The sequence below is a fragment of the Pseudomonas sp. DF11 genome (assembly GCF_058148565.1).
The window spans coordinates 37,486-59,901 of record NZ_JBYVYN010000003.1 but is presented as its reverse complement, the minus strand read 5'-3'; the positions used below and the strand labels follow the sequence as shown (position 1 = coordinate 59,901).

The 22,416-nt window shown below is 61.0% G+C and carries 23 protein-coding genes; 18 read left to right on the top strand and 5 right to left on the bottom strand.

The genetic code is table 11. The features are described 5' to 3' along the window. The first annotated feature begins 116 nt into the window (after positions 1–116). Positions 117–959, top strand: a complete 843-nt coding sequence (locus AC30D9_RS10620; protein ID WP_490144016.1) for a cache domain-containing protein — start codon at positions 117–119, stop codon at positions 957–959. A 245-nt stretch (positions 960–1,204) separates the two neighbouring features. Here the strand turns inward: AC30D9_RS10620 and rapA are convergent, their stop codons facing one another. Beyond that, the gene (rapA, locus tag AC30D9_RS10615) at positions 1,205–4,051 is read right to left on the bottom strand and encodes an RNA polymerase-associated protein RapA (RefSeq protein WP_490144015.1); all 2,847 of its coding nucleotides are present in this window, start codon (positions 4,049–4,051) and stop codon (positions 1,205–1,207) included. Between the two features lie 229 nt (positions 4,052–4,280). Here rapA and AC30D9_RS10610 point away from each other — a divergent pair, with 229 nt between their 5' ends. From AC30D9_RS10610 to ccoM, 3 genes are all read left to right on the top strand, one after another. Then, entirely contained in the window at positions 4,281–4,622 is a 342-nt protein-coding gene (locus AC30D9_RS10610; protein ID WP_134923124.1) for an aspartate-semialdehyde dehydrogenase, read from the top strand. A gap of 94 nt (positions 4,623–4,716) precedes the next feature. Beyond that, a complete protein-coding gene (locus AC30D9_RS10605; protein WP_003184513.1) occupies positions 4,717–4,878 on the top strand; it encodes a hypothetical protein in 162 nt (53 codons plus the stop codon). Positions 4,879–5,024: 146 nt separating this feature from the next. Beyond that, positions 5,025–5,141, top strand: coding sequence for a cytochrome c oxidase subunit CcoM (ccoM, locus tag AC30D9_RS10600; protein ID WP_047701837.1), 117 nt, complete (start codon positions 5,025–5,027; stop codon positions 5,139–5,141). A gap of 252 nt (positions 5,142–5,393) precedes the next feature. On the opposite strand, the gene AC30D9_RS10595 is transcribed toward ccoM, so the two are convergent. The 3 genes from AC30D9_RS10595 to AC30D9_RS10585 form a co-directional block, all read right to left on the bottom strand. Further along, positions 5,394–6,869: an inorganic phosphate transporter gene (locus tag AC30D9_RS10595; protein WP_109755785.1), complete on the bottom strand. Its 1,476-nt coding sequence runs from the start codon at positions 6,867–6,869 to the stop codon at positions 5,394–5,396. After that, on the bottom strand, positions 6,866–7,114 hold the full coding sequence (locus tag AC30D9_RS10590) for a hypothetical protein (RefSeq protein WP_490144014.1): 249 nt from the start codon (positions 7,112–7,114) through the stop codon (positions 6,866–6,868). The genes AC30D9_RS10595 and AC30D9_RS10590 overlap by 4 nt, the downstream gene beginning before the upstream one ends. A gap of 121 nt (positions 7,115–7,235) precedes the next feature. Continuing rightward, complete coding sequence (locus tag AC30D9_RS10585) at positions 7,236–7,436, bottom strand: hypothetical protein (protein WP_003198635.1); 201 nt, start codon at positions 7,434–7,436, stop codon at positions 7,236–7,238. 565 nt (positions 7,437–8,001) lie between these two features. Here AC30D9_RS10585 and pcaR point away from each other — a divergent pair. From pcaR to pcaC, 11 genes are all read left to right on the top strand, one after another. Continuing rightward, entirely contained in the window at positions 8,002–8,844 is an 843-nt protein-coding gene (gene pcaR / locus AC30D9_RS10580; RefSeq protein WP_307574784.1) for a pca regulon transcriptional regulator PcaR, read from the top strand. Positions 8,845–8,984: 140 nt separating this feature from the next. Further along, complete coding sequence (gene pcaK, locus AC30D9_RS10575; RefSeq protein ID WP_134923127.1) at positions 8,985–10,331, top strand: 4-hydroxybenzoate transporter PcaK; 1,347 nt, start codon at positions 8,985–8,987, stop codon at positions 10,329–10,331. Between the two features lie 292 nt (positions 10,332–10,623). Then, a complete protein-coding gene (locus AC30D9_RS10570) occupies positions 10,624–11,484 on the top strand; it encodes a CoA transferase subunit A (RefSeq protein ID WP_490144013.1) in 861 nt (286 codons plus the stop codon). Further along, positions 11,478–12,260 (top strand): CoA-transferase subunit beta, encoded by a 783-nt coding sequence (locus AC30D9_RS10565; RefSeq protein WP_176689584.1) that lies wholly within the window; start codon positions 11,478–11,480, stop codon positions 12,258–12,260. The genes AC30D9_RS10570 and AC30D9_RS10565 overlap by 7 nt, the downstream gene beginning before the upstream one ends. Beyond that, entirely contained in the window at positions 12,257–13,462 is a 1,206-nt protein-coding gene (gene pcaF, locus AC30D9_RS10560; RefSeq protein ID WP_209022200.1) for a 3-oxoadipyl-CoA thiolase, read from the top strand. Before AC30D9_RS10565 ends, pcaF begins: the two co-directional genes overlap by 4 nt. A gap of 37 nt (positions 13,463–13,499) precedes the next feature. Next, positions 13,500–14,204, top strand: a complete 705-nt coding sequence (gene pcaH, locus AC30D9_RS10555; RefSeq protein ID WP_490144012.1) for a protocatechuate 3,4-dioxygenase subunit beta — start codon at positions 13,500–13,502, stop codon at positions 14,202–14,204. A 1-nt stretch (position 14,205) separates the two neighbouring features. After that, entirely contained in the window at positions 14,206–14,772 is a 567-nt protein-coding gene (gene pcaG, locus AC30D9_RS10550; RefSeq protein WP_134923131.1) for a protocatechuate 3,4-dioxygenase subunit alpha, read from the top strand. A gap of 192 nt (positions 14,773–14,964) precedes the next feature. After that, on the top strand, positions 14,965–16,260 hold the full coding sequence (locus AC30D9_RS10545) for an MFS family transporter (protein WP_134923132.1): 1,296 nt from the start codon (positions 14,965–14,967) through the stop codon (positions 16,258–16,260). Between the two features lie 45 nt (positions 16,261–16,305). Further along, a complete protein-coding gene (locus tag AC30D9_RS10540; protein ID WP_490144011.1) occupies positions 16,306–17,670 on the top strand; it encodes a 3-carboxy-cis,cis-muconate cycloisomerase in 1,365 nt (454 codons plus the stop codon). Positions 17,671–17,682: 12 nt separating this feature from the next. Then, positions 17,683–18,483, top strand: coding sequence for a 3-oxoadipate enol-lactonase (gene pcaD / locus AC30D9_RS10535; protein ID WP_490144010.1), 801 nt, complete (start codon positions 17,683–17,685; stop codon positions 18,481–18,483). Positions 18,484–18,493: 10 nt separating this feature from the next. Next, the gene (gene pcaC, locus AC30D9_RS10530; protein ID WP_307574775.1) at positions 18,494–18,886 is read left to right on the top strand and encodes a 4-carboxymuconolactone decarboxylase; all 393 of its coding nucleotides are present in this window, start codon (positions 18,494–18,496) and stop codon (positions 18,884–18,886) included. Between the two features lie 272 nt (positions 18,887–19,158). Here pcaC and AC30D9_RS10525 read toward each other — a convergent pair whose 3' ends face one another. Then, positions 19,159–20,412 (bottom strand): OprD family porin, encoded by a 1,254-nt coding sequence (locus AC30D9_RS10525; RefSeq protein WP_490144009.1) that lies wholly within the window; start codon positions 20,410–20,412, stop codon positions 19,159–19,161. A 653-nt stretch (positions 20,413–21,065) separates the two neighbouring features. Here AC30D9_RS10525 and AC30D9_RS10520 point away from each other — a divergent pair. The 3 genes from AC30D9_RS10520 to AC30D9_RS10510 all read left to right on the top strand — a co-directional run bounded on the left by AC30D9_RS10520 (position 21,066) and on the right by AC30D9_RS10510 (position 22,315). Further along, on the top strand, positions 21,066–21,416 hold the full coding sequence (locus AC30D9_RS10520) for a DUF6124 family protein (protein WP_307574772.1): 351 nt from the start codon (positions 21,066–21,068) through the stop codon (positions 21,414–21,416). Between the two features lie 309 nt (positions 21,417–21,725). Then, entirely contained in the window at positions 21,726–22,016 is a 291-nt protein-coding gene (locus AC30D9_RS10515; protein WP_106273389.1) for a Phd-YefM, read from the top strand. Between the two features lie 11 nt (positions 22,017–22,027). Further along, positions 22,028–22,315: a type II toxin-antitoxin system RelE family toxin gene (locus AC30D9_RS10510; protein ID WP_490144008.1), complete on the top strand. Its 288-nt coding sequence runs from the start codon at positions 22,028–22,030 to the stop codon at positions 22,313–22,315. Positions 22,316–22,416: the final 101 nt, after the last annotated feature.

The window sequence follows — 22,416 nt, the reverse complement described above, 5'->3', positions numbered from 1 at the left end:
TGACTGACCCACTGCGATCTTCAGCATAAGTGCTCCCCAGAACCCCCCTGAATACTTCAACATCACCCCACGCCGTCTACGCTCTTGAAACACCAACAAGAACGAGGGGCGCGCATATGGTTTTTTTTCACCGGATGGCCTGGCTGGCCGTAATACTTGTGTTGGGCTTGGCACAGGCTCATGCAGCGACACCTGATGACGGCCAGGCGGCCCGGGCGCTGCTGGAGAAAGCCTTGGCCTACTACCACGACAACGGCGACAAAGCCTTTGCCGCCTTCAGTCGCCAAGGGGAGTTCGTCGACAAGGATCGCTACGTCTTCGTGGTGGACACCCAGGGTGTGATGCTCGCCAGCGGTGGGCCTTCCTCGGCGCTGATCGGGCGAGACGTTTCCGAAGTGTTGGGACCGGATCTGCGCAAAGCCTTCAAGGACGCCTTGAAAACCCCCGAGTCCAGTGGCATCCAGCAAGCCGAGTACCGTTGGCAGAACTGGGCGGATGGCAAGGTCGAGCGCAAGCATGTGTATTTCCAGCGCGTCGGCGAGCGAATCCTGGCCGTCGGCTACTACCTGCCGCGGGCCTCTGCCGAGCAAGCCAGGGCCTTGCTGGACAAGGCTTCGAGCGACTTGCTGAAAAATGAAAAAGCCACGCTGACGGCGGTTAACTCCCTCAAGGGCGGTTATCTGCAGGATGACTTGTATGTCTTTGTCGTTGACCTCAATACCCGGCGCTATGTCGGCCACGGCACCAACCTGCGCCTGATCAACACCGATTTCACCAAGGTCAAGGATCCTGATGGCAAGCCGGTGGGGGAGCCGATCCTGGCCATGATCGGCAAGCAGGACGTAGGGGAGTATGAATACCGCTGGAAGAACCCGGTGACTGGCAAGGTCGAGGACAAGCACGCGTACCTGAAGAAGGTCGGGCATTTCCTGGTGGCGGTGGGGTATTACAGCCCTTGAAACTGGCACCGAGGCGCGTGTATTTGTGGCGAGGGGATTTATCCCCGTCGGGTTGCGCAGCAACCCCATAATCCATCAACCAACACGATCATCAGTTAGAACGCAGAGGGTTGCTGCGCAGCCCAGCGGGGATAAATCCCCTCGCCACAGTGATCATGTCTCAGGTCCAAACAGTTCTGTATTTGGCAGCTTCCACAAAAAAAGGCCCGCATCGCTGCGGGCCTTTTGTCGGGTTACTGCGGCAATCAGCCCGCTACCAACACCCGAATCGCCTCCAGGCGCAACGCAGCCTTCTCAAGCATCGCCAGGCCCTGCTCGCGCTGTTGGCGCAAGGCCACCAGTTCGCTGTCGCGCACGGTCGGGTTGACCGCTTGCAGGGCGGTCAGGCGTGCCAGTTCCTCGTCGGTATCGGCGGCCAGGCGGCGCTGGGCCTCGGCCACGCGTTCGGCGTGACGCGGGGCGATTTTCTCTTCGCCTGCGTTGATCCGTGGCGTCAGTTGGTCACGCTGGGCCTGGATGAACTTGTTGGCGCTGGCGCGGGGCACGCTTTCGAGCTGGTCGTTCAGGGTTTCGAACGAGACCCGGGCGGCCAGGTCGTTGCCGTTGGCGTCCAGCAGGCAGCGCAGGGCGGCCGGTGGCAGGTAGCGGCCCAGTTGCAGTGAGCGTGGGGCTACCACTTCACTGACGTAGAGCAGTTCCAGCAACACGGTGCCCGGCTTGAGGGCCTTGTTCTTGATCAGCGCCACGGCAGTGTTGCCCATGGAGCCGGACAGCACCAGGTCCATGCCGCCTTGCACCATCGGGTGCTCCCAGGTGATGAACTGCATGTCTTCGCGCGACAGCGCCTGGTTGCGGTCGTAGGTGATGGTCACGCCTTCGTCGTCGCCCAGCGGGAAGCTGGCGTCGAGCATCTTTTCGCTCGGCTTGAGGATCAGGGCGTTTTCCGAATGGTCCTCGCTGTCGATGCCGAACGCGTCGAACAGGGTTTCCATGTAGATCGGCAGGGCGAACTGGTCGTCCTGCTCGAGAATCGCTTCCACCAGCGCATCACCTTCACCCGCGCCGCCGGAGTTGAGTTCGAGCAGACGGTCGCGACCGGTGTGCAGTTCAGCTTCCAGGCGTTCGCGTTCGGCGCGGGCTTCGTCGATCAGCGCTTGCCACTGGCCATCGTCGGCTTCCTCCAGCAAGGGCAGCAGGCGCGGGCCGAACTGATGCTGCAAGGCGTTACCGGTCGGGCAAGTGTTGAGGAAGGCATTCAAGGCTTCGTGATACCACTGGAACAAGCGCGCTTGCGGGCTGGTTTCCAGGTACGGCACATGCAGCTCGATGGTGTGCTTCTGGCCGATCCGGTCCAGACGACCGATGCGCTGCTCCAGCAAGTCCGGGTGGGACGGCAGGTCGAACAGCACCAAGTGATGGGCGAACTGGAAGTTGCGACCTTCACTGCCGATTTCCGAGCAGATCAGCACCTGGGCGCCGAATTCTTCGTCGGCGAAATAGGCGGCCGCGCGGTCGCGTTCCATGATGTTCATGCCCTCGTGGAACACCGTGGCCGGGATGCCGGAACGCACGCGCAGGGCATCTTCCAGGTCCATGGCGGTTTCGGCGTGGGCGCAGATCACCAGCACTTTGGTGCGCTTGAGCATCTTCAGGGTGTCGATCAGCCACTCGACCCGCGGGTCGAAACGCCACCAGCGCTCTTCTTCGCTGGCGTCCGGCTGGGCCTGGAAGCTGACTTCCGGGTACAGCTCGGCATGATCGCCCAATGGCAGCTCGAGGTATTCGTCCGGGCATGGCAGCGGGTAGGCGTGCAGCTTGCGCTCCGGGAAGCCTTGCACCGCAGCGCGGGTGTTGCGGAACAGCACGCGGCCGGTGCCGTGGCGGTCCAGCAATTCGCGGACCAGGCGGGCGCTGGCTTCGACATCGCCATCATTGACGGCGGTCAGCAAGGCTTCGCCTTCGTTGCCCAGGAAGCCGTGGATGGTCTTGTGGGCTTCGGGCGAGAGACGGCCCTTGTCCAGCAACTCCTGCACGGCCTCGGCCACCGGGCGATAGTTTTCGCTCTCGGCGCGGAAGGCCTGCAGGTCATGGAAGCGGTTCGGGTCCAGCAGGCGCAGACGGGCGAAGTGGCTGTCCTGGCCCAGTTGTTCCGGGGTCGCGGTCAGCAGCAGCACGCCCGGGATCGTCTCGGCGAGCTGTTCGACCAATGCGTATTGCGGGCTGACCTGGTCTTCATGCCAAACCAGGTGATGGGCTTCGTCGACCACCATCAGGTCCCAGCCGGCGGCGAACAGCGCGTCCTGGGCCTTCTCGTCGTCCACCAGCCACTCCAGTGCCACCAGGGCCAACTGGGTGTCTTCGAACGGGTTGCTGGCATCGCTTTCGATGAAGCGTTCCTCATCGAACAGCGCGACCTGCAGGTTGAAACGCCGACGCATTTCCACCAGCCACTGGTGCTGGAGGTTTTCCGGCACCAGGATCAGTACGCGACTGGCGCGTCCGGACAGCAGTTGACGGTGGATCACCAGGCCGGCTTCGATGGTCTTGCCCAGGCCGACTTCGTCCGCCAGCAACACCCGCGGTGCAATGCGGTCGGCCACTTCACGGGCAATGTGCAACTGGTGGGCGATTGGCTGGGCACGGACACCACCCAGGCCCCAGAGCGAAGACTGCAACTGGCGGCTGGTGTGTTCCAGGGTGTGGTAGCGCAGGGAAAACCAGGCCAGGGGGTCGATCTGGCCGGCGAACAGACGGTCGCTGGCCAGGCGGAACTGGATGAAATTCGAGAGCTGGGTTTCCGGCAGGGTGACGACTTCGTTCTGCCCGTTGAGGCCGTGGTAGACCAGCAGCCCATCGATGTCATCGACTTCACGCACGGTCATTTTCCAGCCTTCGAAGTGAGTGATCACATCGCCCGGCGAAAACCGTACACGGGTAAGTGGCGCATTCCGTAGCGCGTACTGGCGAGTGTCGCCAGTGGCCGGATAGAGCACGGTCAACAAGCGGCCGTCCTGTGCCAGAACGGTGCCTAAACCCAGCTCGGCTTCGCTGTCACTGATCCAGCGTTGCCCCGGTTGATACTGCTGCGCCATGCTGCCTGACTCCCGCCTTGAAAAAGCCGGTTATCTTAACGGAAGGAACCTTCAGACCAAAGGATTTACGTACGCTGATTCGTTACCAATGACACGGAACTTAAGCTCGCCCAGGGATCAAACAAGCTCGGCCCTGGGGATTGTTGCAATGCCAACTGGGTCACAAGTTTCAGACCGGCGGTTCAAGCTGCCACTTTCCTAGCCGACAACCTGAAGACAGGAGACCTTTATGTTGCCACCCATGCTCCCTTTGAGCGCCGTACCCATCACCGCTCAACAGGATCCGGTTCGCCAGCGACCGGACATACCGCCCGTGGTCCCGGTGCAGCAAAGCTCCAACGAAAGCACCATCGACCTGCAAAATCGCGACCCGGAAGAGGCTGCGCTGCTGTTGCGCGAGGAACAGCAGCGCCAGCAGGAGCGCGAAAGGCGCCGCCGCGAGGCCGATGAAGATCCTGAACAACACCTGGCCGTACCAGGTACCGAACTCAATGCCGACAACACCGTGCCGGTGGTGCCGCTGATAGACGAAGAGTCCCGCCAGGGCCTGTGGGTCGATATCCAGATCTGATCCAGGCGTTTGTCCATCCGCACGGGCTGGTCAACGCCGCCAACAGCACGCATCATGGGCACATCCGCAATTCACTGCACGATGCCCACACGCCATGAGCCAAGACGACAAGCTGATCGACCTCAGTGCCGAGCGCGCCAAGCGCGTTCACGACCTCAACGAAAAACGCCTCAACGAAGTCCGCCAGGCTTTCGAGCAGGCCATGCCTTTGGGCAAACCCAAGAAAAAGCCGAAAAACAAACCGAAAAAGCGCTGACCCCCCCCTCGATTTATTGATGCAGATCAGTTGTTTTCCCACCTTCGCGCCCCGTTGCGGGCGTTATTGACCCCGGTCAATTTTCATCCAGGCCTGATTGGTTAACTTGAACCCATCGCAACAGGGGCAAGACCAGGAGGTCGGTCATGTTTTTCGATAATGTGGTGTTTGCCGGGATGTTGACGGTCGGCTTCATGTTCGTATTTTTCGCGGTTTTTGGATTATTCATCTGGAAAGACGCGCACAAGCGCAAAAAGCCGTAGGTCTTTCCAGCGGCAACGAGCACGCAAGGCATTTTGGGCGACTTCGGTCGCCCTTTTTTTTGGCGATTTTTCAGGCCTACACCGAACTCCTGTGGGAGCGGGCTTGCTCGCGAAAGCGGTGTGTCAACCGCTGTACAGGTAGCTGACCCAACGCCTTCGCGAGCAAGCCCGCTCCCACAAGGAAAGTGGTGGTTTTAGGCATAAAAAAAGGTGCGATCCAAAGGATCGCACCTTTTTTGTAAGCCGCGGGAATCAGCTACCCAAGGCCTTGGACGCCAGCCAGAACAACCCGGCCGAGAGCGCCACCGTTGCCGGCAGGGTCAATACCCAGGCCAGCAGGATGTTGCGCACAGTGCCACCTTGCAGGCCGCTCTTGTTCGCGACCATGGTGCCGGCCACGCCCGAGGACAGTACGTGGGTGGTGGAGACCGGCAGACTGAAGATGTTCGCCATGCCAATCATGCACGCGGTGGTGATCTGGGCCGACATGCCCTGGGCGTAGGTCATGCCTTGCTTGCCGATCTTCTCACCGATGGTGAGCACCACACGCTTCCAGCCGACCATGGTACCCAGGCCCAGCGCCAGGGCGACCGCCAGGATCACCCAGAACGGGGCGTATTCGGTGGTGCCGGTCAGGTCCTTGCGCAGCTTGTTCAGGTCGTCTTTTTCACGGGCGGCCAGGCCAGGCAACTTGCCGACCTTCTTCGCCGTGTCATCCAGGCAGAGCAGGTAGCGACGTACTTCGATACGGCTTTCTGACGGCAGCGAATGATAGTCCGCCACACCTTTGAGGGTGCTGAGCAGGGCGTCGATGGTGGGTTCGGTCTGCTGCGGGTTGCAGCGGAATTTCTCCGGCAGATCGCCTTCCACGCTTTTGCCCAGCGCCAGGAATTCCCCCAGGGATTCGCTGTTGCGCTGGTAGAACTGGCTCAGGTGCAAGGTTGCGTCGCGGGTCCGCTCGATCTGATAGGTGGTGCTGCTCAGGTCGAGGACGAACTGCGAAGGCACGATGCCGATCAGCACAAGCATGATCAGGCCGATACCTTTTTGACCATCGTTGGAGCCGTGGACGAAGCTGACGGCCATGGCCGAGATCACCAGCACCAGGCGGTTCCAGAACGGCGGGTGTTTCTTGTCGTCGATCTTGCGGCGCTGTTCCGGCGTCTTGTGCATCTTCGACAGCGGACGCCACCATTTCAGGCCGATGAGCACCAGGGCGGCGATCAGGAAGCCGGCCATGGGCGAGAACACCAGGGAGGCACCGATATCGATCGCCTTCTGCCAGTTCACCCCGTCGGCCAGCGGGATATCGTTGATCAACGCGTTGGCCAGGCCCACGCCGAGGATCGAGCCGATCAAGGTATGGGAGCTGGACGCCGGGATACCGAAGTACCAGGTGCCCAGGTTCCAGGTGATGGCCGCTGCGAGCAGCGAAAACACCATGGCCAGCCCGTGTCCGGTGTTCACATTGATCAGCAGTTCCACAGGCAGCAGGTGGACGATGGCATACGCCACCCCCACGCCGCCCAGCAGTACACCGAGGAAATTGAACACACCGGAAAAGAACACCGCCAGATGGGGCGGCATGGCTTTGGTGTAGATAACAGTGGCAACCGCGTTAGCGGTGTCATGAAAGCCGTTGATGAACTCGAAGGCGAGGACAAAAGCCAGGGCGAGCAAGAGGCTCACAAGCACCCAAGCATCCAGTCCGCTGAATAAATCGATCATGAAGGTTTTCTGACCCGGTCGTAAGGGGGCGCGATTATGCCAGAAAACCATGGCAATCGATGCATTGCCTGCTCATCGGTAACATTCTTCAACGAAATAATTTGTAGGAAAGCCTCTGGCGCCAGGTTTTCCGCGGGATGCGTAACCCTTTGATTCAGGGGCGCAAAGCGCACCCGAACAGGATCGCCGCAAGCTGATGCACGCCCCACGCGGTTGTATGAAATATCTGAAAGAAGGTCGGCCATGGACGCTTCCCAGCCATCGGGCGGGGAAAGGATGGCGGCCCGCTCATGGCGGGCGTGCGCTACGGTTTCCGGCCTGGGTGGCGGCCGGAGACCTCTTCACAAGAACATCTGGCCCAGAGCGTCACTGCTCTTCGGCTTTGAGTTCTTTTTCCATCTTCTGGAGTTCCTGGGTGAAGGCCTGGTCCTGAACGGTGGCGCGCTTACGCCAGGGTTTGCGTTCCGGTTCAGGTTGCGCGGCGTAGGTGGTGATTTCCCCGCCGTAAACTTCCTTGTAACGTTGTTCCTGGCGCTCAAGTTCCGCGCGCAGTTCGTCTTTCGTCACAGTTCTACCTAATTAATTGAAATTGAATCTGGTGATACGCACTGCATGTAGACATGCAGACGGCCACGGCACCAGAGCTGACAGCTGACGTAGCATCAGGGCTTCGTGTTGTTGCCAATACAGGGGAAGCGATCCTTGAAGATGCTTCGGGCGCCACGGTATCAACCACGGCGCCTGCGTATGGGAGCGGTCGATTGGCCGCACCGTCGCTGAATTGCATTATAGCGGTCTAGCTGAATAACACTATCGGGAAAAATTTAAAGGGCCTGCTGTTGTGTGAGTCGATGTTTGTATGTCCAAACATTGTGTCAATGAGGTTTCAGAAGATGCTGGCGAGTGCCGGTATCCTGATACCGTTCAAGGCGACAAGTTCAATATCGCCCGCATTCTTCACCTCAAACCGCTGCCACCGTCGCTCAAGTTGTTATCGCGAGTTCGCCGGCCGGCGACAGGATTGCGATTATCGGTCGCTGGTTCGATAATCGAACACTGTTGGCGGTCCGGCTCTTGTCTGTCCGTCAGGCAGCCGCTTGTAATAGCCGTCATTCCCGGGGAAGGACCAGACATGAACGACCAATTGCGCAGTGCTTTCACTTCAGTCGCGCCACCGATCGTCGCCTCGCCGGCCAAACGAATCCAGGCCCTGACCGGCGATCCTGATTTCATGACGTCCCTGGCCCGTGGATTGGCTGTGGTCCAGGCCTTCCAGGAGCGCAAGCGGCACCTGACCATTGCCCAGATCAGCCACCGCACGGAAATTCCCCGTGCCGCCGTCAGGCGTTGCCTGCATACCTTGATCAAGCTTGGCTACGCCACCACGGATGGGCGCACCTATTCGCTGCTGCCCAAAGTGCTGACCCTGGGGCACGCCTATCTGTCCTCGACGCCCCTGGCCGTTTCCGCCCAGCCGTACCTGGACCGCATGAGCGAGCAATTGCACGAAGCCTGCAACATGGCGACGCTCGAAGGCGACGACATCCTCTATATCGCCCGCTCAGCCACTACCCAGCGCCTGATTTCGGTCGATCTGTCGGTCGGCGGGCGTCTGCCAGCCTATTGCACTTCAATGGGCAGGATTCTCCTGGCCGCCCTGGATGATGCATCGTTGCATGACTACCTCGACCACGCCGACCTGCAAGCCAAGACCAGCCGGACCTTGCACACCCCCGAGGCATTGCTCGAGTGCCTGCAACAGGTGCGGCAGCAGGGCTGGTGCATCGTTGACCAGGAACTGGAACAGGGCCTGCGTTCGATTGCCGTACCGGTCTACGACGCTTCCGGCCAGGTGGTAGCGGCACTGAATGTCAGTACCCACGCCGGGCGGGTCAGTCGCAATGAGTTGGAACAACGCTTCCTGCCCGGTCTGTTGGGAGCCAGTCGCGACCTGAGCGCGCAGCTGTTCGCTTAAGCTGTTCGATAAACGCACACAGTCGGCGGCGATGAATTGACGGTCTTTGCCTGGCCTCATTAATGTCGCGCAGCGTCATCCGGCGCTTTTCGCCGGTCTCTGTTCGTTCGCCTGCGTTTCTTGCGTGGAATAAAAATAAAATGAACCAGCCCCAGACCTCCGTAGGCTCCTGCCTCGATGTGCAGTCCTTCATCAATGCCCAGCCCATTTCGCGCTATCAATGGCGGGTGGTGATTCTCTGTTTCCTGATTGTTTTCCTCGACGGCCTCGATACGGCGGCCATGGGCTTCATCGCCCCGGCCCTGTCCCAGGATTGGGGGATCGATCGCGCCAGCCTTGGCCCGGTGATGAGTGCCGCGCTGATCGGCATGGTCTTCGGCGCGCTAGGTTCCGGGCCATTGGCTGACCGCTTCGGGCGAAAAGTCGTATTGGTGGGCGCGGTCCTGTTGTTTGGCGCATTCAGCCTGGCGTCGGCCTACAGCACCAACGTCGACCAATTGCTGGTATTGCGTTTCCTCACCGGCCTGGGGTTGGGCGCCGGGATGCCGAACGCCACCACCTTGCTGTCGGAATACACCCCGGAGCGCAAGAAATCCCTGCTGGTGACCAGCATGTTTTGCGGCTTCAACCTGGGCATGGCCGGCGGCGGGTTCATCTCCGCCAAACTGATCCCTGCGTTCGGCTGGCACAGCCTGCTGCTGATTGGCGGGATCCTGCCATTGATCCTGGCGGTGGTGTTGTTGTTCTGGCTGCCGGAGTCGGCGCGTTACCTGGTGGTGCGCAATCGCGGCAGCGACAAAGTGCGCAAGACCTTGGCGCCGATCGATCCGGCCATCGTCGCCCAAGCGGCGAGCTTCAGTGTGCCGGAACAGAAAACCGTGAAGGCCCGCAACGTGCTGGCGGTGATTTTCTCCGGTACCTACAGCGTCGGTACGTTATTGCTGTGGCTGACCTATTTCATGGGCCTGGTGATCGTCTACCTGTTGACCAGTTGGTTGCCGACCCTGATGCGCGACAGCGGCGCGAGCATGGAACAGGCCGCGTTTATCGGTGCGTTGTTCCAGTTTGGCGGCGTGTTGAGCGCTGTCGGAGTGGGCTGGGCAATGGACCGGTTCAATCCGCACAAGGTCATCGGCCTTTTCTATCTGATGGCCGGGCTGTTTGCCTACGCGGTGGGGCAGAGCCTGGGCAACATCACCTTGCTCGCCACCCTGGTGCTGGTGGCGGGCATGTGTGTCAACGGCGCGCAATCGGCAATGCCATCCCTGGCCGCGCGTTTCTACCCGACCCAAGGCCGGGCCACCGGTGTGTCGTGGATGCTGGGTATCGGTCGTTTCGGCGCAATCCTCGGCGCCTGGATGGGCGCGACCCTGCTGGGCCTGGGCTGGAATTTCGAACAGGTTCTGACCGCCTTGGTGATCCCGGCGGCCCTGGCGACCACGGCGGTGGTGATCAAGGGCATGGTCAGCCATGCGGATGCGACCTGATCCAAGGACTATGAGTCCTGTGATGGATCTGTGGGAGCGAGCCTGCTCGCGAAACGTCGGGTCAGCCCCACATGCGGTGGCTGGCACACCGCTATCGCGAGCAGGCTCGCTCCCACAAGGATCGGGGAGTCTGAAAAAATCGATAGCCAAACAACAATCTGTTCGATAAACGAACACTCAGTCGATTATCGGATTGTTCGGCCTTTTCCCGCAGCTTAATCTTCAGTCACTCCGGCGCCTAACCTCGCGCCTTTTTCTTCATGTCGGTCTACTGGAAAACGGAGCCTGCCCCATGGCTGAAATCCTTTCGCTGCACGACGCGGTGAAGCAATTCGTCAACGACGGCGATACCGTCGCGCTCGAAGGCTTCACTCACTTGATTCCGACGGCGGCGGGTCATGAAATCATTCGCCAGGGCAAGAAAGATCTGACCCTGGTGCGCATGACGCCCGACCTGATCTATGACCAGTTGATCGGCGCCGGCTGTGCTCGCAAGTTGATTTTTTCCTGGGGCGGCAACCCTGGCGTCGGGTCGTTGCACCGCCTGCGCGATGCCGTGGAGAAACAATGGCCGCACCCGCTGGAGATCGAGGAACACAGCCACGCCGACCTGGCCAATGCCTACGTCGCCGGCGCCTCTGGCCTGCCATTCGCGGTGCTGCGGGCCTACGCCGGTTCCGACCTGCCGAAGGTCAACCCGCTGATCAAGAGTGTGACCTGTCCCTTCACCGGTGAAGTCCTGGCCGCTGTACCTTCGGTGCGCCCGGACATCACGGTGATCCACGCCCAGAAAGCCGACCGCAAGGGCAACGTGCTGCTGTGGGGCATTCTCGGTGTACAGAAAGAAGCGGCCCTGGCCGCCAAGCGTTGCATCGTCACTGTGGAAGAAATCGTCGATGACCTGAATGCGCCGATGAACGCCTGTGTCCTGCCGACCTGGGCGTTGAGCGCCGTGTGCCTGGTACCGGGCGGGGCCCATCCGTCCTACGCCCATGGCTACACCGAACGTGACAATCGTTTCTACCAGGCGTGGGATCCGATCGCCCGGGATCGTGAGACGTTTACCGCATGGATCGACGAATACATCCATGGCACTCAAGATTTCAGTGAGTTCCAGGCCAGACTGGCAGCCGCTTCGCAGGTGAAATCATGACCTACTCCACCAATGAAATGATGACCGTCGCCGCGGCGCGTCGCTTGCAGAACAACGCCGTATGCTTCGTTGGCATCGGCCTGCCGTCGAAAGCGGCCAACCTGGCGCGGCTGACCTCGTCGCCGGATGTAGTGCTTATCTATGAGTCCGGTCCGATCGGTGCCAAGCCCAGCGTACTGCCGCTGTCCATCGGTGACGGTGAGTTGGCGGAAACTGCCGATACCGTTGTGCCGACCGGTGAGATTTTTCGCTACTGGTTGCAGGGCGGGCGTATCGACGTCGGTTTCCTTGGCGCGGCCCAGGTCGACCGCTTCGGCAACATCAACACCACGGTGGTGGGCGACTATCATCAGCCGAAAGTCCGTTTGCCGGGCGCCGGTGGCGCACCGGAAATCGCCGGCTCGGCCAAGAGCGTGTTGATCATCCTCAAGCAGTCGGCCCGTTCGTTTGTCGACAAACTGGATTTCATCACCTCGGTCGGTCACGGTGAGGGCGGTGATTCGCGTAAACGCCTGGGCCTGCCAGGCGCCGGCCCGGTGGGCATCATCACCGACCTGTGCATCATGGAGCCGGAAGCCGGCAGCCATGAATTCGTGGTCACTGCGCTGCACCCCGGCGTGACCCGCGAGCAAGTCATTGCCGCCACCGGGTGGGCGATCCGTTTCGCCGACCAGGTGCAAACCACCGCCGAGCCGACCGAGGTGGAGCTGCGCGCATTGCGCGATCTTGAAGCTCGTACCGCGGCGGCCCACGGCCAGGCACCGGGAGAAGCTTGATGCGCGACGTGTATATCTGTGATGCGATTCGAACCCCCATTGGCCGGTTCGGCGGCGGTTTGTCCGCCGTGCGCGCCGATGACCTGGCGGCCGTGCCGATCAAGGCGCTTATGGAGCGTAACCCGTCGGTGGACTGGAATGCGGTGGACGAGGTGTTCCTCGGCTGCGCCAACCAGGCCGGCGAAGACAACCGCAACGTGGCGCGCATGGCGCTGTTGCTGGCAGGCCTGCCGGAGAGCATTCCTGGCGTGACCCTCAACCGCCTCTGCGCCTCGGGCATGGATGCCGTCGGCACGGCGTTCCGCGCCATCGCCAGCGGCGAGATGGAATTGGCGATTGCCGGCGGCGTGGAGTCGATGTCCCGCGCACCGTTCGTGATGGGCAAGGCTGACTCGGCGTTCTCGCGCAACATGAAACTGGAAGACACCACCATTGGCTGGCGCTTCATCAACCCATTGATGAAAGCCCAGTACGGTGTGGATGCGATGCCGCAGACGGCGGACAACGTGGCCGACGATTATGCTGTGTCCCGCGCCGACCAGGACGCGTTCGCCCTGCGCAGCCAACAGCGCACGGCAGCAGCCCAGGCCGCAGGATTTTTCGCCGAAGAAATCGTGCCGGTGCGCGTCGCCCACAAGAAAGGCGAAACCGTGGTCGAGCAGGACGAGCATCCTCGTGCCGACACCACGCTGGAAACCTTGAGCAAACTCAAACCGGTCAATGGCCCGGACAAGACCGTCACTGCCGGCAACGCCTCGGGTGTGAACGATGGCGCGGCGGCGTTGATCCTGGCGTCGGCCGAAGCGGTGAAGAAACATGGCCTGACACCACGGGGCAAAGTGCTGGGCATGGCCAGCGCCGGCGTGGCGCCACGGGTGATGGGCATCGGCCCGGTGCCAGCGGTGCGCAAGCTCACTGAGCGCCTGGGCCTGGCGGTCGCCGATTTCGATGTGATCGAACTCAATGAAGCCTTCGCCAGCCAGGGCCTGGCGGTACTGCGCGAGCTGGGGCTGGCGGACGATGCGCCGCAGGTCAACCCGAACGGTGGCGCCATTGCCCTCGGCCATCCGCTGGGGATGAGCGGCGCGCGGTTGGTACTGACGGCGCTGCACCACTTGGAAAAGACCGGTGGCAAGAAAGGCCTGGCGACCATGTGCGTTGGCGTTGGCCAGGGTCTGGCATTGGCAATCGAACGCGTCTGACGCGTCGTTCTACTAATAAGAAACCGAGGAATGCTACATGACTGACAAGCCTGGTTATCGTCGCCCTCAAGCGGGCACCCAGCCGGAGTATCTGCACCCGCCGTACCAGTCCACCAACCTGCGCTCGCCATCCAAGCCGTTGGTGTATCTGCCTCACTCGCTGTCGGAAATCACCGGTCCGACCATAGGCGCCGAACGCGTGCAGGAGAAGGACAACGACCTGACCGCCCAGCATGCCGGCGAGCCGTTGGGGGAACGGATCATCATTCACGGGCGCGTACTGGATGAGCACGGCCAGCCGGTGCCAGGCATCCTGGTGGAGATCTGGCAGGCCAACGCCGCTGGTCGCTACAACCATGACCGTGACAATCATGACGCGCCGCTGGACCCGAACTTCACCGGCACCGGGCGCACCGTCACCGACGCCGACGGCTGGTATCAGTTCCAGACCATCAAGCCCGGCGCCTACCCGTGGGGCAACCACCACAATGCCTGGCGCCCGGCGCACATCCATTTCTCACTGTTCGGGCCGAGCATTCTGACTCGCCTGGTGACGCAGATGTATTTCCCTGGCGATCCGTTGCTGGCCTACGACCCGATCTACAACTGCGTGCCGGACACCAGCGCCAAGGAACGCCTGATCGCCCGTTTCGACCTGGAAAAAACCGTCCCTCACTACGCCCTCGGTTATCGCTGGGACATCGTATTGCGCGGCCGCGATGCCACGCCGATGGAGAAATAAGATGACGCTTACCGCCACTACATCCCACACCGTTGGCCCGTACTATCACATCGGCCTGACCTGGCTGAACCGCGAAGACCTGACCGTCGCCCAGACCCTCGGCCAACGCGTGGCGATCACCGGTCAGGTGATCGATGGCAATGGCGAATTTGTCAATGACGCCATGCTGGAAGTCTGGCAGGCCAACGCCGCCGGTAAATACGCCCACCCTGAAGACGATCAGGACAAACCCCTGGACCCGCATTTCGAAGGCTTTGGCCGGGTGCCGGTGGACGCCGAAGGGCGCTTCCGCTTCACCACCATCAAGCCGGGCACCGTGCCGGGCTTGAGCGGCACGACCCAGGCACCGCACCTGGTGGTGCTGGTGTTTGCTCGCGGGTTGGTCAAGCATTTGCTGACGCGAATCTACTTCGACGGCGAACAGGCTAACGAAACCGACCCGCTGCTGGCCTGTGTGCCTGAGGAACGTCGTGCCACCATTGTGAGCAAACCCGATGCCTCGGGTGTGTATCAGTGGAACGTGGTTTTGCAGGGCACCGACGCCGAGACGGTGTTCTTTGATTATTGAGTGATTACACCTGTGGGAGCGAGCCTGCTCGCGATAGCGGTGGGGCAGCTTGCATCCATTATTGAATGTGCCGCCCTCATCGCGAGCAGGCTCGCTCCCACATGACGGCGGCACAGGTAATGCAATACTGTGGAACGGGACTGTTACGAAGTGTGTCTAGACTTTGTTAAGTCCCCAACGAGTGAATAACCCATGGCCATCCCCATCAGTCACTACACCGGCGAAGAACGCAGCAAGCGCATCTTCGCTATCGTCGGCGCCTCATCCGGCAACCTGGTCGAATGGTTCGACTTCTACGTCTATGCGTTCTGCGCGATTTATTTCGCGCCGGCATTCTTTCCCTCGGACAACCCCACGGTGCAACTGGTCAACACGGCGGGCGTGTTCGCCGCCGGGTTCCTGATGCGGCCCATCGGCGGCTGGATTTTCGGCCGGGTGGCGGACCGTCACGGGCGCAAGAATTCGATGATGATTTCGGTGCTGATGATGTGCTTCGGCTCGTTGCTCATCGCGTGCCTGCCCACCTATAAAGACATCGGCGTCTGGGCGCCGGTGCTGCTGTTGTTCGCGCGCTTGCTACAAGGCTTGTCGGTAGGTGGCGAGTACGGCACCACCGCCACTTACATGAGCGAAGTCGCCCTCAAGGGCCAGCGTGGTTTTTTTGCTTCGTTCCAGTACGTGACACTGATCGGCGGGCAACTGCTGGCGGTGTCGTTGGTGGTGATCCTGCAGCAGTTTCTCAACGAGGACGAACTGCGTGCCTATGGCTGGCGGATCCCGTTCGTGGTGGGTGCCGTGGCCGCGTTGATTTCCCTGTTCCTGCGCCGCTCCCTGAAGGAAACCAGCAGCAAGGAAATGCGCGAGAACAAGGACGCCGGCAGCATCGCCGCGCTGTTTCGCGACCACAAGGCCGCGTTCATCACCGTGCTGGGCTACACCGCTGGCGGCTCGCTGATTTTCTATACCTTCACCACCTACATGCAGAAATACCTGGTGAACACCGCCGGCCTGCACGCCAAGACCGCCAGCTACATCATGACTGGCGCGCTGTTTCTGTACATGTGCATGCAGCCGCTGTTCGGCATGCTGGCGGACAAGATCGGCCGGCGTAATTCCATGCTCTGGTTCGGCGCCCTGGGTGCGCTGTGCACAGTGCCGATCCTGCTGACCCTCAAAAGCATCAGCAGCCCGTTCCTGGCGTTCGTCCTGATCACGTTGGCGCTGGCGATCGTCAGTTTCTACACCTCCATCAGCGGCCTGGTGAAAGCGGAAATGTTTCCACCTGAAGTGCGGGCGCTGGGAGTAGGGTTGGCCTACGCGGTGGCCAATGCGATTTTTGGCGGTTCGGCCGAATACGTCGCCTTGAGCCTGAAGGCCCAGGGCATGGAGAACGCCTTTTACTGGTATGTCACGGTGATGATGGTGGTGGCGTTCCTGTTCAGCCTGCGCCTGCCCAAGCAACCGGCGTATTTGCACCACGACCTTTGACTCAACTGCGCCGGCCCGTGAGGCCGGCGCTCCCAAGGACTGTTTATGAGCGAACGACCGGGCAATCAGCTGTTCGATGCCTACTTCACCGCCCGCGACATGCGCGAGGTGTTCTGCGATGCGGGCCGGGTCCAGGCCATGCTGGATGTCGAGGCGGCATTGGCCCGGGCCGAAGCGCGGGTGGGTTTGATTCCCCAGAGTGCGGTGGTGCCAATCGAGCGCGCCTGTCGTGCCCAGCTGTATGATTTTTCGGCGTTGAGCGAAGCGATTGCCAGTGCCGGCAATTCGGCGATCCCGTTGGTCAAGGCGTTGGGCAAGCGCATCGCCGCCGAGGATGCTGAAGCCGAGCGTTACGTGCACCTGGGCGCAACCAGTCAGGACATGATGGACAGCGGGCTGGTGCTGCAACTGCGCCAGGCGTTGGGCTTGATCGAGGCAGAGCTGGCCCAACTGGCCGTCACCCTGGCCGGCCAAGCCGAGCGCTACGCCGCCACACCGCTGGCCGGGCGTACCTGGTTACAACATGCCACGCCGGTGACCCTGGGGATGAAAATCGCCGGTTGGCTGGGGGCGATCACCCGCAGTCGGCAACGTCTGAACGAACTCAAGCCGCGCTTGCTGGTGCTGCAATTTGGTGGCGCCTCCGGAACGCTCGCCGCCTTGGGCGAACACGCCTTGCCCATTGCCGAAGCCTTGGCTGCCGAGCTGCAACTGAACCTGCCGGAACAACCGTGGCACACCCAGCGCGACCGCCTGGTGGAGTTCGGTTCGGTGCTCGGTTTGATCGCCGGCAGCTTGGGTAAGTTGGGCCGCGACATCAGCCTGTTGATGCAGACCGAGGCCGGCGAAGCCTTCGAACCCTCCGCGCCGGGCAAGGGTGGTTCGTCGACCATGCCCCACAAACGCAATCCGGTGGGGGCGGCGGTGCTGATTAGCGCAGCGACGCGAGTGCCTGGCCTGTTGTCGACATTGTTCAGCGCCATGCCCCAGGAACATGAGCGCAGCCTGGGCCTGTGGCACGCCGAATGGGAAACCCTGCCGGAGATCTGCTGCCTGGTGTCCGGTGCCTTGCAGCAGGCACGGCTGCTGGCCGAAGGGCTGGAAGTCGACGCGGCGCGCATGGCCCGCAACCTGGAACTGACCCAGGGGTTGGTGCTGGCCGAAGCGGTAAGCATCGTCCTGGCCCAGCGTGTCGGGCGCGACACGGCGCATCATTTGCTGGAGCAATGTTGCAAGCGCGCCGTGGCCGAGCAACGGCATTTGCGCGATGTGCTGGGGGACGAACCCCAGGTCACCGCGCAGTTGTCCGCCGCCGAAATCGATCATCTGCTCAACCCCGCCCATTACCTCGGCCAGGCCCAGGCCTGGGTCGCCCGGGCGGTGGCCGAACACCTTGCCTTGAACGCCTGAAAGGAGATTGTTGTGGGATTCGTCAAACTCGCCGAGGGCGATCTGAATTACCGATTGGACGGGCCGCAAGACGCCCCGGTGCTGGTGCTTTCCAACTCCCTGGGCACTGACCTGCACATGTGGGACGAACAGGTCGCGGCCTTCGGCGAACACTTTCGCGTGTTGCGCTTCGACACCCGTGGTCACGGTCAGTCGCTGGTCACCGAAGGGCCGTACAGCATCGAACAACTGGGCCACGATGTGCTGGCGATGCTTGATCAATTGGGCATCGACAAGGTGCATTTCTGTGGCTTGTCCATGGGCGGGTTGATCGGCCAATGGTTGGGGATCAATGCCGGCGAGCGCCTGCACAAATTGGTGGTGTGCAACACTGCCGCCAAGATCGGCGACCCCTCGGTGTGGAACCCGCGCATCGAAACCGTGCTGCGTGATGGCAAGGCGGCGATGGTGGCGTTGCGTGATGCCTCGGTTGCCCGTTGGTTTACCCCGGACTTTGCTGAGGCCCAGCCAGCGACGGTGAAAAAAATCACTGACATGCTCGCCGCCACTTTGCCCCAGGGCTACGCGGCCAACTGTGCGGCAGTGCGCGATGCCGATTTCCGCGAGCAACTGTCGTCGATCCGCGTGCCGCTGCTGGTGATTGCTGGCACTGAAGATGCCGTTACGCCGCCATCGGGTGGGCACTTTATCCAGGAGCGGGTCAGTGGTGCGGAGTACGCCGAGTTCTACGCCGCGCACCTGTCCAATGTCCAGGCCGGCGCCGCGTTCAGCGCGCGGGTGCTGGACTTCCTGCTTGATTCTGGCCGAGCCTGAGGAGTTTTTTGTGGACGAGAAACAACGTTACGACGAAGGCATGCAAGTACGCCGCGCGGTGCTGGGCGATGCCCACGTCGATCGCAGCCTCAACGCCCTGTCCGAGTTCAACAGCGAATTCCAGGAGATGATCACCCGTCATGCCTGGGGCGACATCTGGACCCGCCCGGGCCTGCCGCGCCACACCCGCAGCCTGATCACCATCGCCATGCTGATCGGCATGAACCGCAACGAAGAACTCAAGCTGCACCTGCGCGCCGCCGCCAACAATGGGGTGAGCCGCAGCGAGATCAAGGAAGTGATCATGCAGAGCGCCATCTACTGCGGCATTCCGGCGGCCAACGCTACATTCCACCTGGCCGAATCGGTGTGGGATGAGCTGGGTGTCGAATCACGGTCTTAACATCCACCGCTAATTCCTGTGGGAGCGGGCTTGCTCGCGAAAGCGGTGGGCCAGTTGGCGATGATGTTCGATGGACCACCGCCTTCGCGAGCAAGCCCGCTCCCACACTGGATCTTCAGTGAGCACAAAATTTTGTGCTCGACACTGATCCCCCTGTGGGAGCGAGCTTGCTCGCGATAGCGGCGGGTCAGCTTGCATCGATCCTGAATGAGATGACGCCTTCGCGAGCAAGCTCGCTCCCACACCGGTACAGCCTCCACCCATGTTGGCTCTTACAGCAAGCTGATCGGATAGCTGACAATCAACCGGTTCTCATCGAACTCATTGGTGCTGTAATCCCGACGCATCGTCGAGTTGCGCCACTTCACATTCAGGCTCTTCAGCGCACCGCTCTGCACGGTGTAGGCCAGCTCACTTTCCCGGCCCCATTCCTTGCCGTCATCGACAGTGGCGGTGTGCACGTTGTCGCCGCTGATATAGCGGTTCATCAGGGTCAGGCCCGGCACGCCGACGGCGGCGAAGTTGAAGTCGTGGCGCAATTGCCAGGATTTTTCCTTGGCGTTGTCATAGCTGGAGTTGTAGCTGTCGTTGGCCAGGGTGCCGCCGCTGGTGCCGTTGACGCGCATCCAGGCGTCATCGCCGCCGACTTTTTGCAGGCCGACGTAGAAGGTGTTGCCACCGTATTTGGCCGAGAGCATGGCGAACGCGGTCTTGTTGTCCAGGTCGCCGGCCAACGCGCTGCCGTTTTCCTTACCGATGAAGTAGCCAAGGTTGGCGCCCAGGGTCCAGTCGCCGATGGGCTGGCTGTGGGTCAGGTTGAAATACTGCTGTTGGTAGATGTCGGACAGTTCCGCGTACCAGACGCCGACCTGGGTGCGCTTTTCGTTGAAGGCATATTCGCCGCCGCCGAAGTTGAAACGGTCGGAAGTGAAGGCGCCGCGGCCGTTCATCGACATGTCTTCCATGCTCGCGTCGTTGCGCGGGCTGTTGCCACGGAACTGGCCGCCGTAGAGGGTCAGGCCGCTGATTTCGGTGGAGGTCACCTGGCCGCCACGAAAGGTTTGCGGCAGGGAGCGGCCATCGTCGGAGCGCAGAATTGGCAGCACCGGCATCCACTCACCGACCTTCAGTTCGGTCTTCGAAACCTTGGCTTTGAGGGCGACGCCCAGGCGACCGAAGTCGTCGGCAGGGCGACCGTCGTCGTGCACCGGCAACAACTGGGTGCCCGCCGTGCCACGCCCGCCATCGAGCTTGACCGAGTACAGGCCCAGCACGTCGACACCGAAACCGACCACACCCTGGGTGAAGCCGGACTTGGCGTCAAGGATGAAACTCTGCGTCCATTCCTCGGCTTTGCCCTGGGTGGCATTCGAGTTGGTGAAGTTGCGGTTGAAGTAGAAGTTACGCAGGTTCAGCGTGGCTTTGGCATCTTCGACAAACCCCGACTCTGCGGCCAGGACGGGCAGGGCGGTACTGGTCAGGGCGACGGCAATGAGGCTGGGGAACAAGTGCTGTGTGGGTTTCATGGGCGTGTCTCTAATTGTTGTGGGCGAAGCGAGTCGTTGCCGCAACCTTGGGTTGCAGACGGTGCGGTGGAACTGGGCGCTCTGTTGATCAGCCGGACGAAGTAGGGCGTGTGGGCATGGCGTCGAACCTGTTGTTATTGGTTTTGTGGGAGCGATGGTGAAGGGCCGCTCGGGATCGGTTCAATTGCTGTTTGCGGGTTTTGGGCGATTATCGAACGGCAAAAATTACATCGGCTGAATACCATTCCTGTGAGGGCGAGCTTGCTCGCGATGGCGGCCTGACAGCCGGCCTAGTTCTCCCGGTCGTACTCCGATCCCATTGTGGGAGCGAGCCTGCTCGCGAAGGCGGTCTGACAGCCGACCTGTCTCTCCGGCCATACCCCGATCCTCGCGATGGCGGAGGGTCAGTTTGCGGTGGTGTTGGATGTGCGGGCGTCATCGCGAGCAAGCTCGCTCCCACAGAATTTGTGGCCGGTCTGACAGACGCGGCGATTTTTCCGACGAGGTTTTAAGGTTGCTGCTCGGAAGCGGCATCTCTAGCTTGTTCATGTCGCTGCCAATTCAGCGACCGGGACTGCAAGCCCGCCGAATGTGTTAGGCGCCAGCGCCCGGACCCAACGTTTCGGGCATCCAATTGATGCAGGAGCGCCGTTATGAAAAAACATCACCCTTCTTCTCCGTCAGAGAGCACCTTCCCCTACGCCGATCCCGATCCAGACAAGCTCCAAGAGGCCACAGACCGAGCACTCGATTACCATTTGGGCACCCACCCTGATCCCAAACCCAAAACCTCAACTCAAGTTTTCACTGTCATCGACACCCTCGACACCGAGTGTCTACTGGCGAACCTCAGCGAAACCCTGGCCTCGGCCAGTGCCATGGTCAGCGACCTGGCGTTCGATCTGAAAGGCTCTCGGCGGCATGTCGCGCTCGGGGTGGCGCAGATGATTGAGTTGAGTGAGTTGTTGGCCAATCGTGCGCTGGATATCGTCGACCCGCGTTAGCAGGTCGAGCCTTATTGTGGCGAGGGGATTTATCCCCGCTGGGCTGCGCAGCAGCCCCTTACCGCCTCGGTTCAGCAGATTTTCGCATCGAGCCTTTTGGGGTTGCTCGCGCAACCCAGAGGGGTATGTGCCTAGTCAACAAAATCGGTGTCTGATGGAAGCGAGAGCTTTTTGTGGAGGGCGGATCTGTATGGTGCGCAACCGGTCGGGAGTTGTTTTTTTAACTTGATTTATGCTTCTTGAGGCGCAACACTTTACGCATAAAGATATGTATAAAAATGTGTAACTTAATGTGCTGGGAGGTTGGTCATGGCAGCGCTATTGGAACGGGCTGATCAGGCGGTATCCGTTACCGCAATGGTCAGGAGCTTCAGCGCGAAGCTCAAGGAAGTATCGAGTCGCGCAACCGAAAGGCTGGTTATTTTCAAGGACAATGAGCCGGCAGCAGTGATTATTAATGTCGATGCCTACCAGGAAATGCTTGATGAACTGGAAAACCTTCGTGTCGAAGCGACAGCCCGCGAGCGGCTGATCGATTTCGACCAGGCCAAGGCCATCAGTCATGAAGCTATGCGAGCGCGGTACGCCAAAAACGACTGAAGGAGTGGTGAATGGTTTGGGGGGTTATCTACCATCCGGAGGTTCAGGACGATCTGGATCAGTTGGGGGTGGCAGCGGCGAACCGTATCCTTGATGTCATTGAAGAGCGGATTGTCAGGGGAGAGCCGGACAAAACCGGTCAGCCGCTCAGAGCCAGCCTGGCCGGATGTCGAAGAATTCGAACAGGCGATACGCGTATCGTTTATAGAGTCGATGGGAAAGCAATTCAGGTGTTGATCGTGGCCGTCGGTGCTCGGCGAGACAAGGAAGTTTACGACGCAGCGCAGCGTCGTCTTTAAGCAAATGCTGGTTGTGAAGCAGCCCTCTGGATTTTCCTGGAGGTACAAGCTGTGCGAGTGCTTTGCACTTGAGCGGGGATAAATCCCCTCGCCACAGGGGT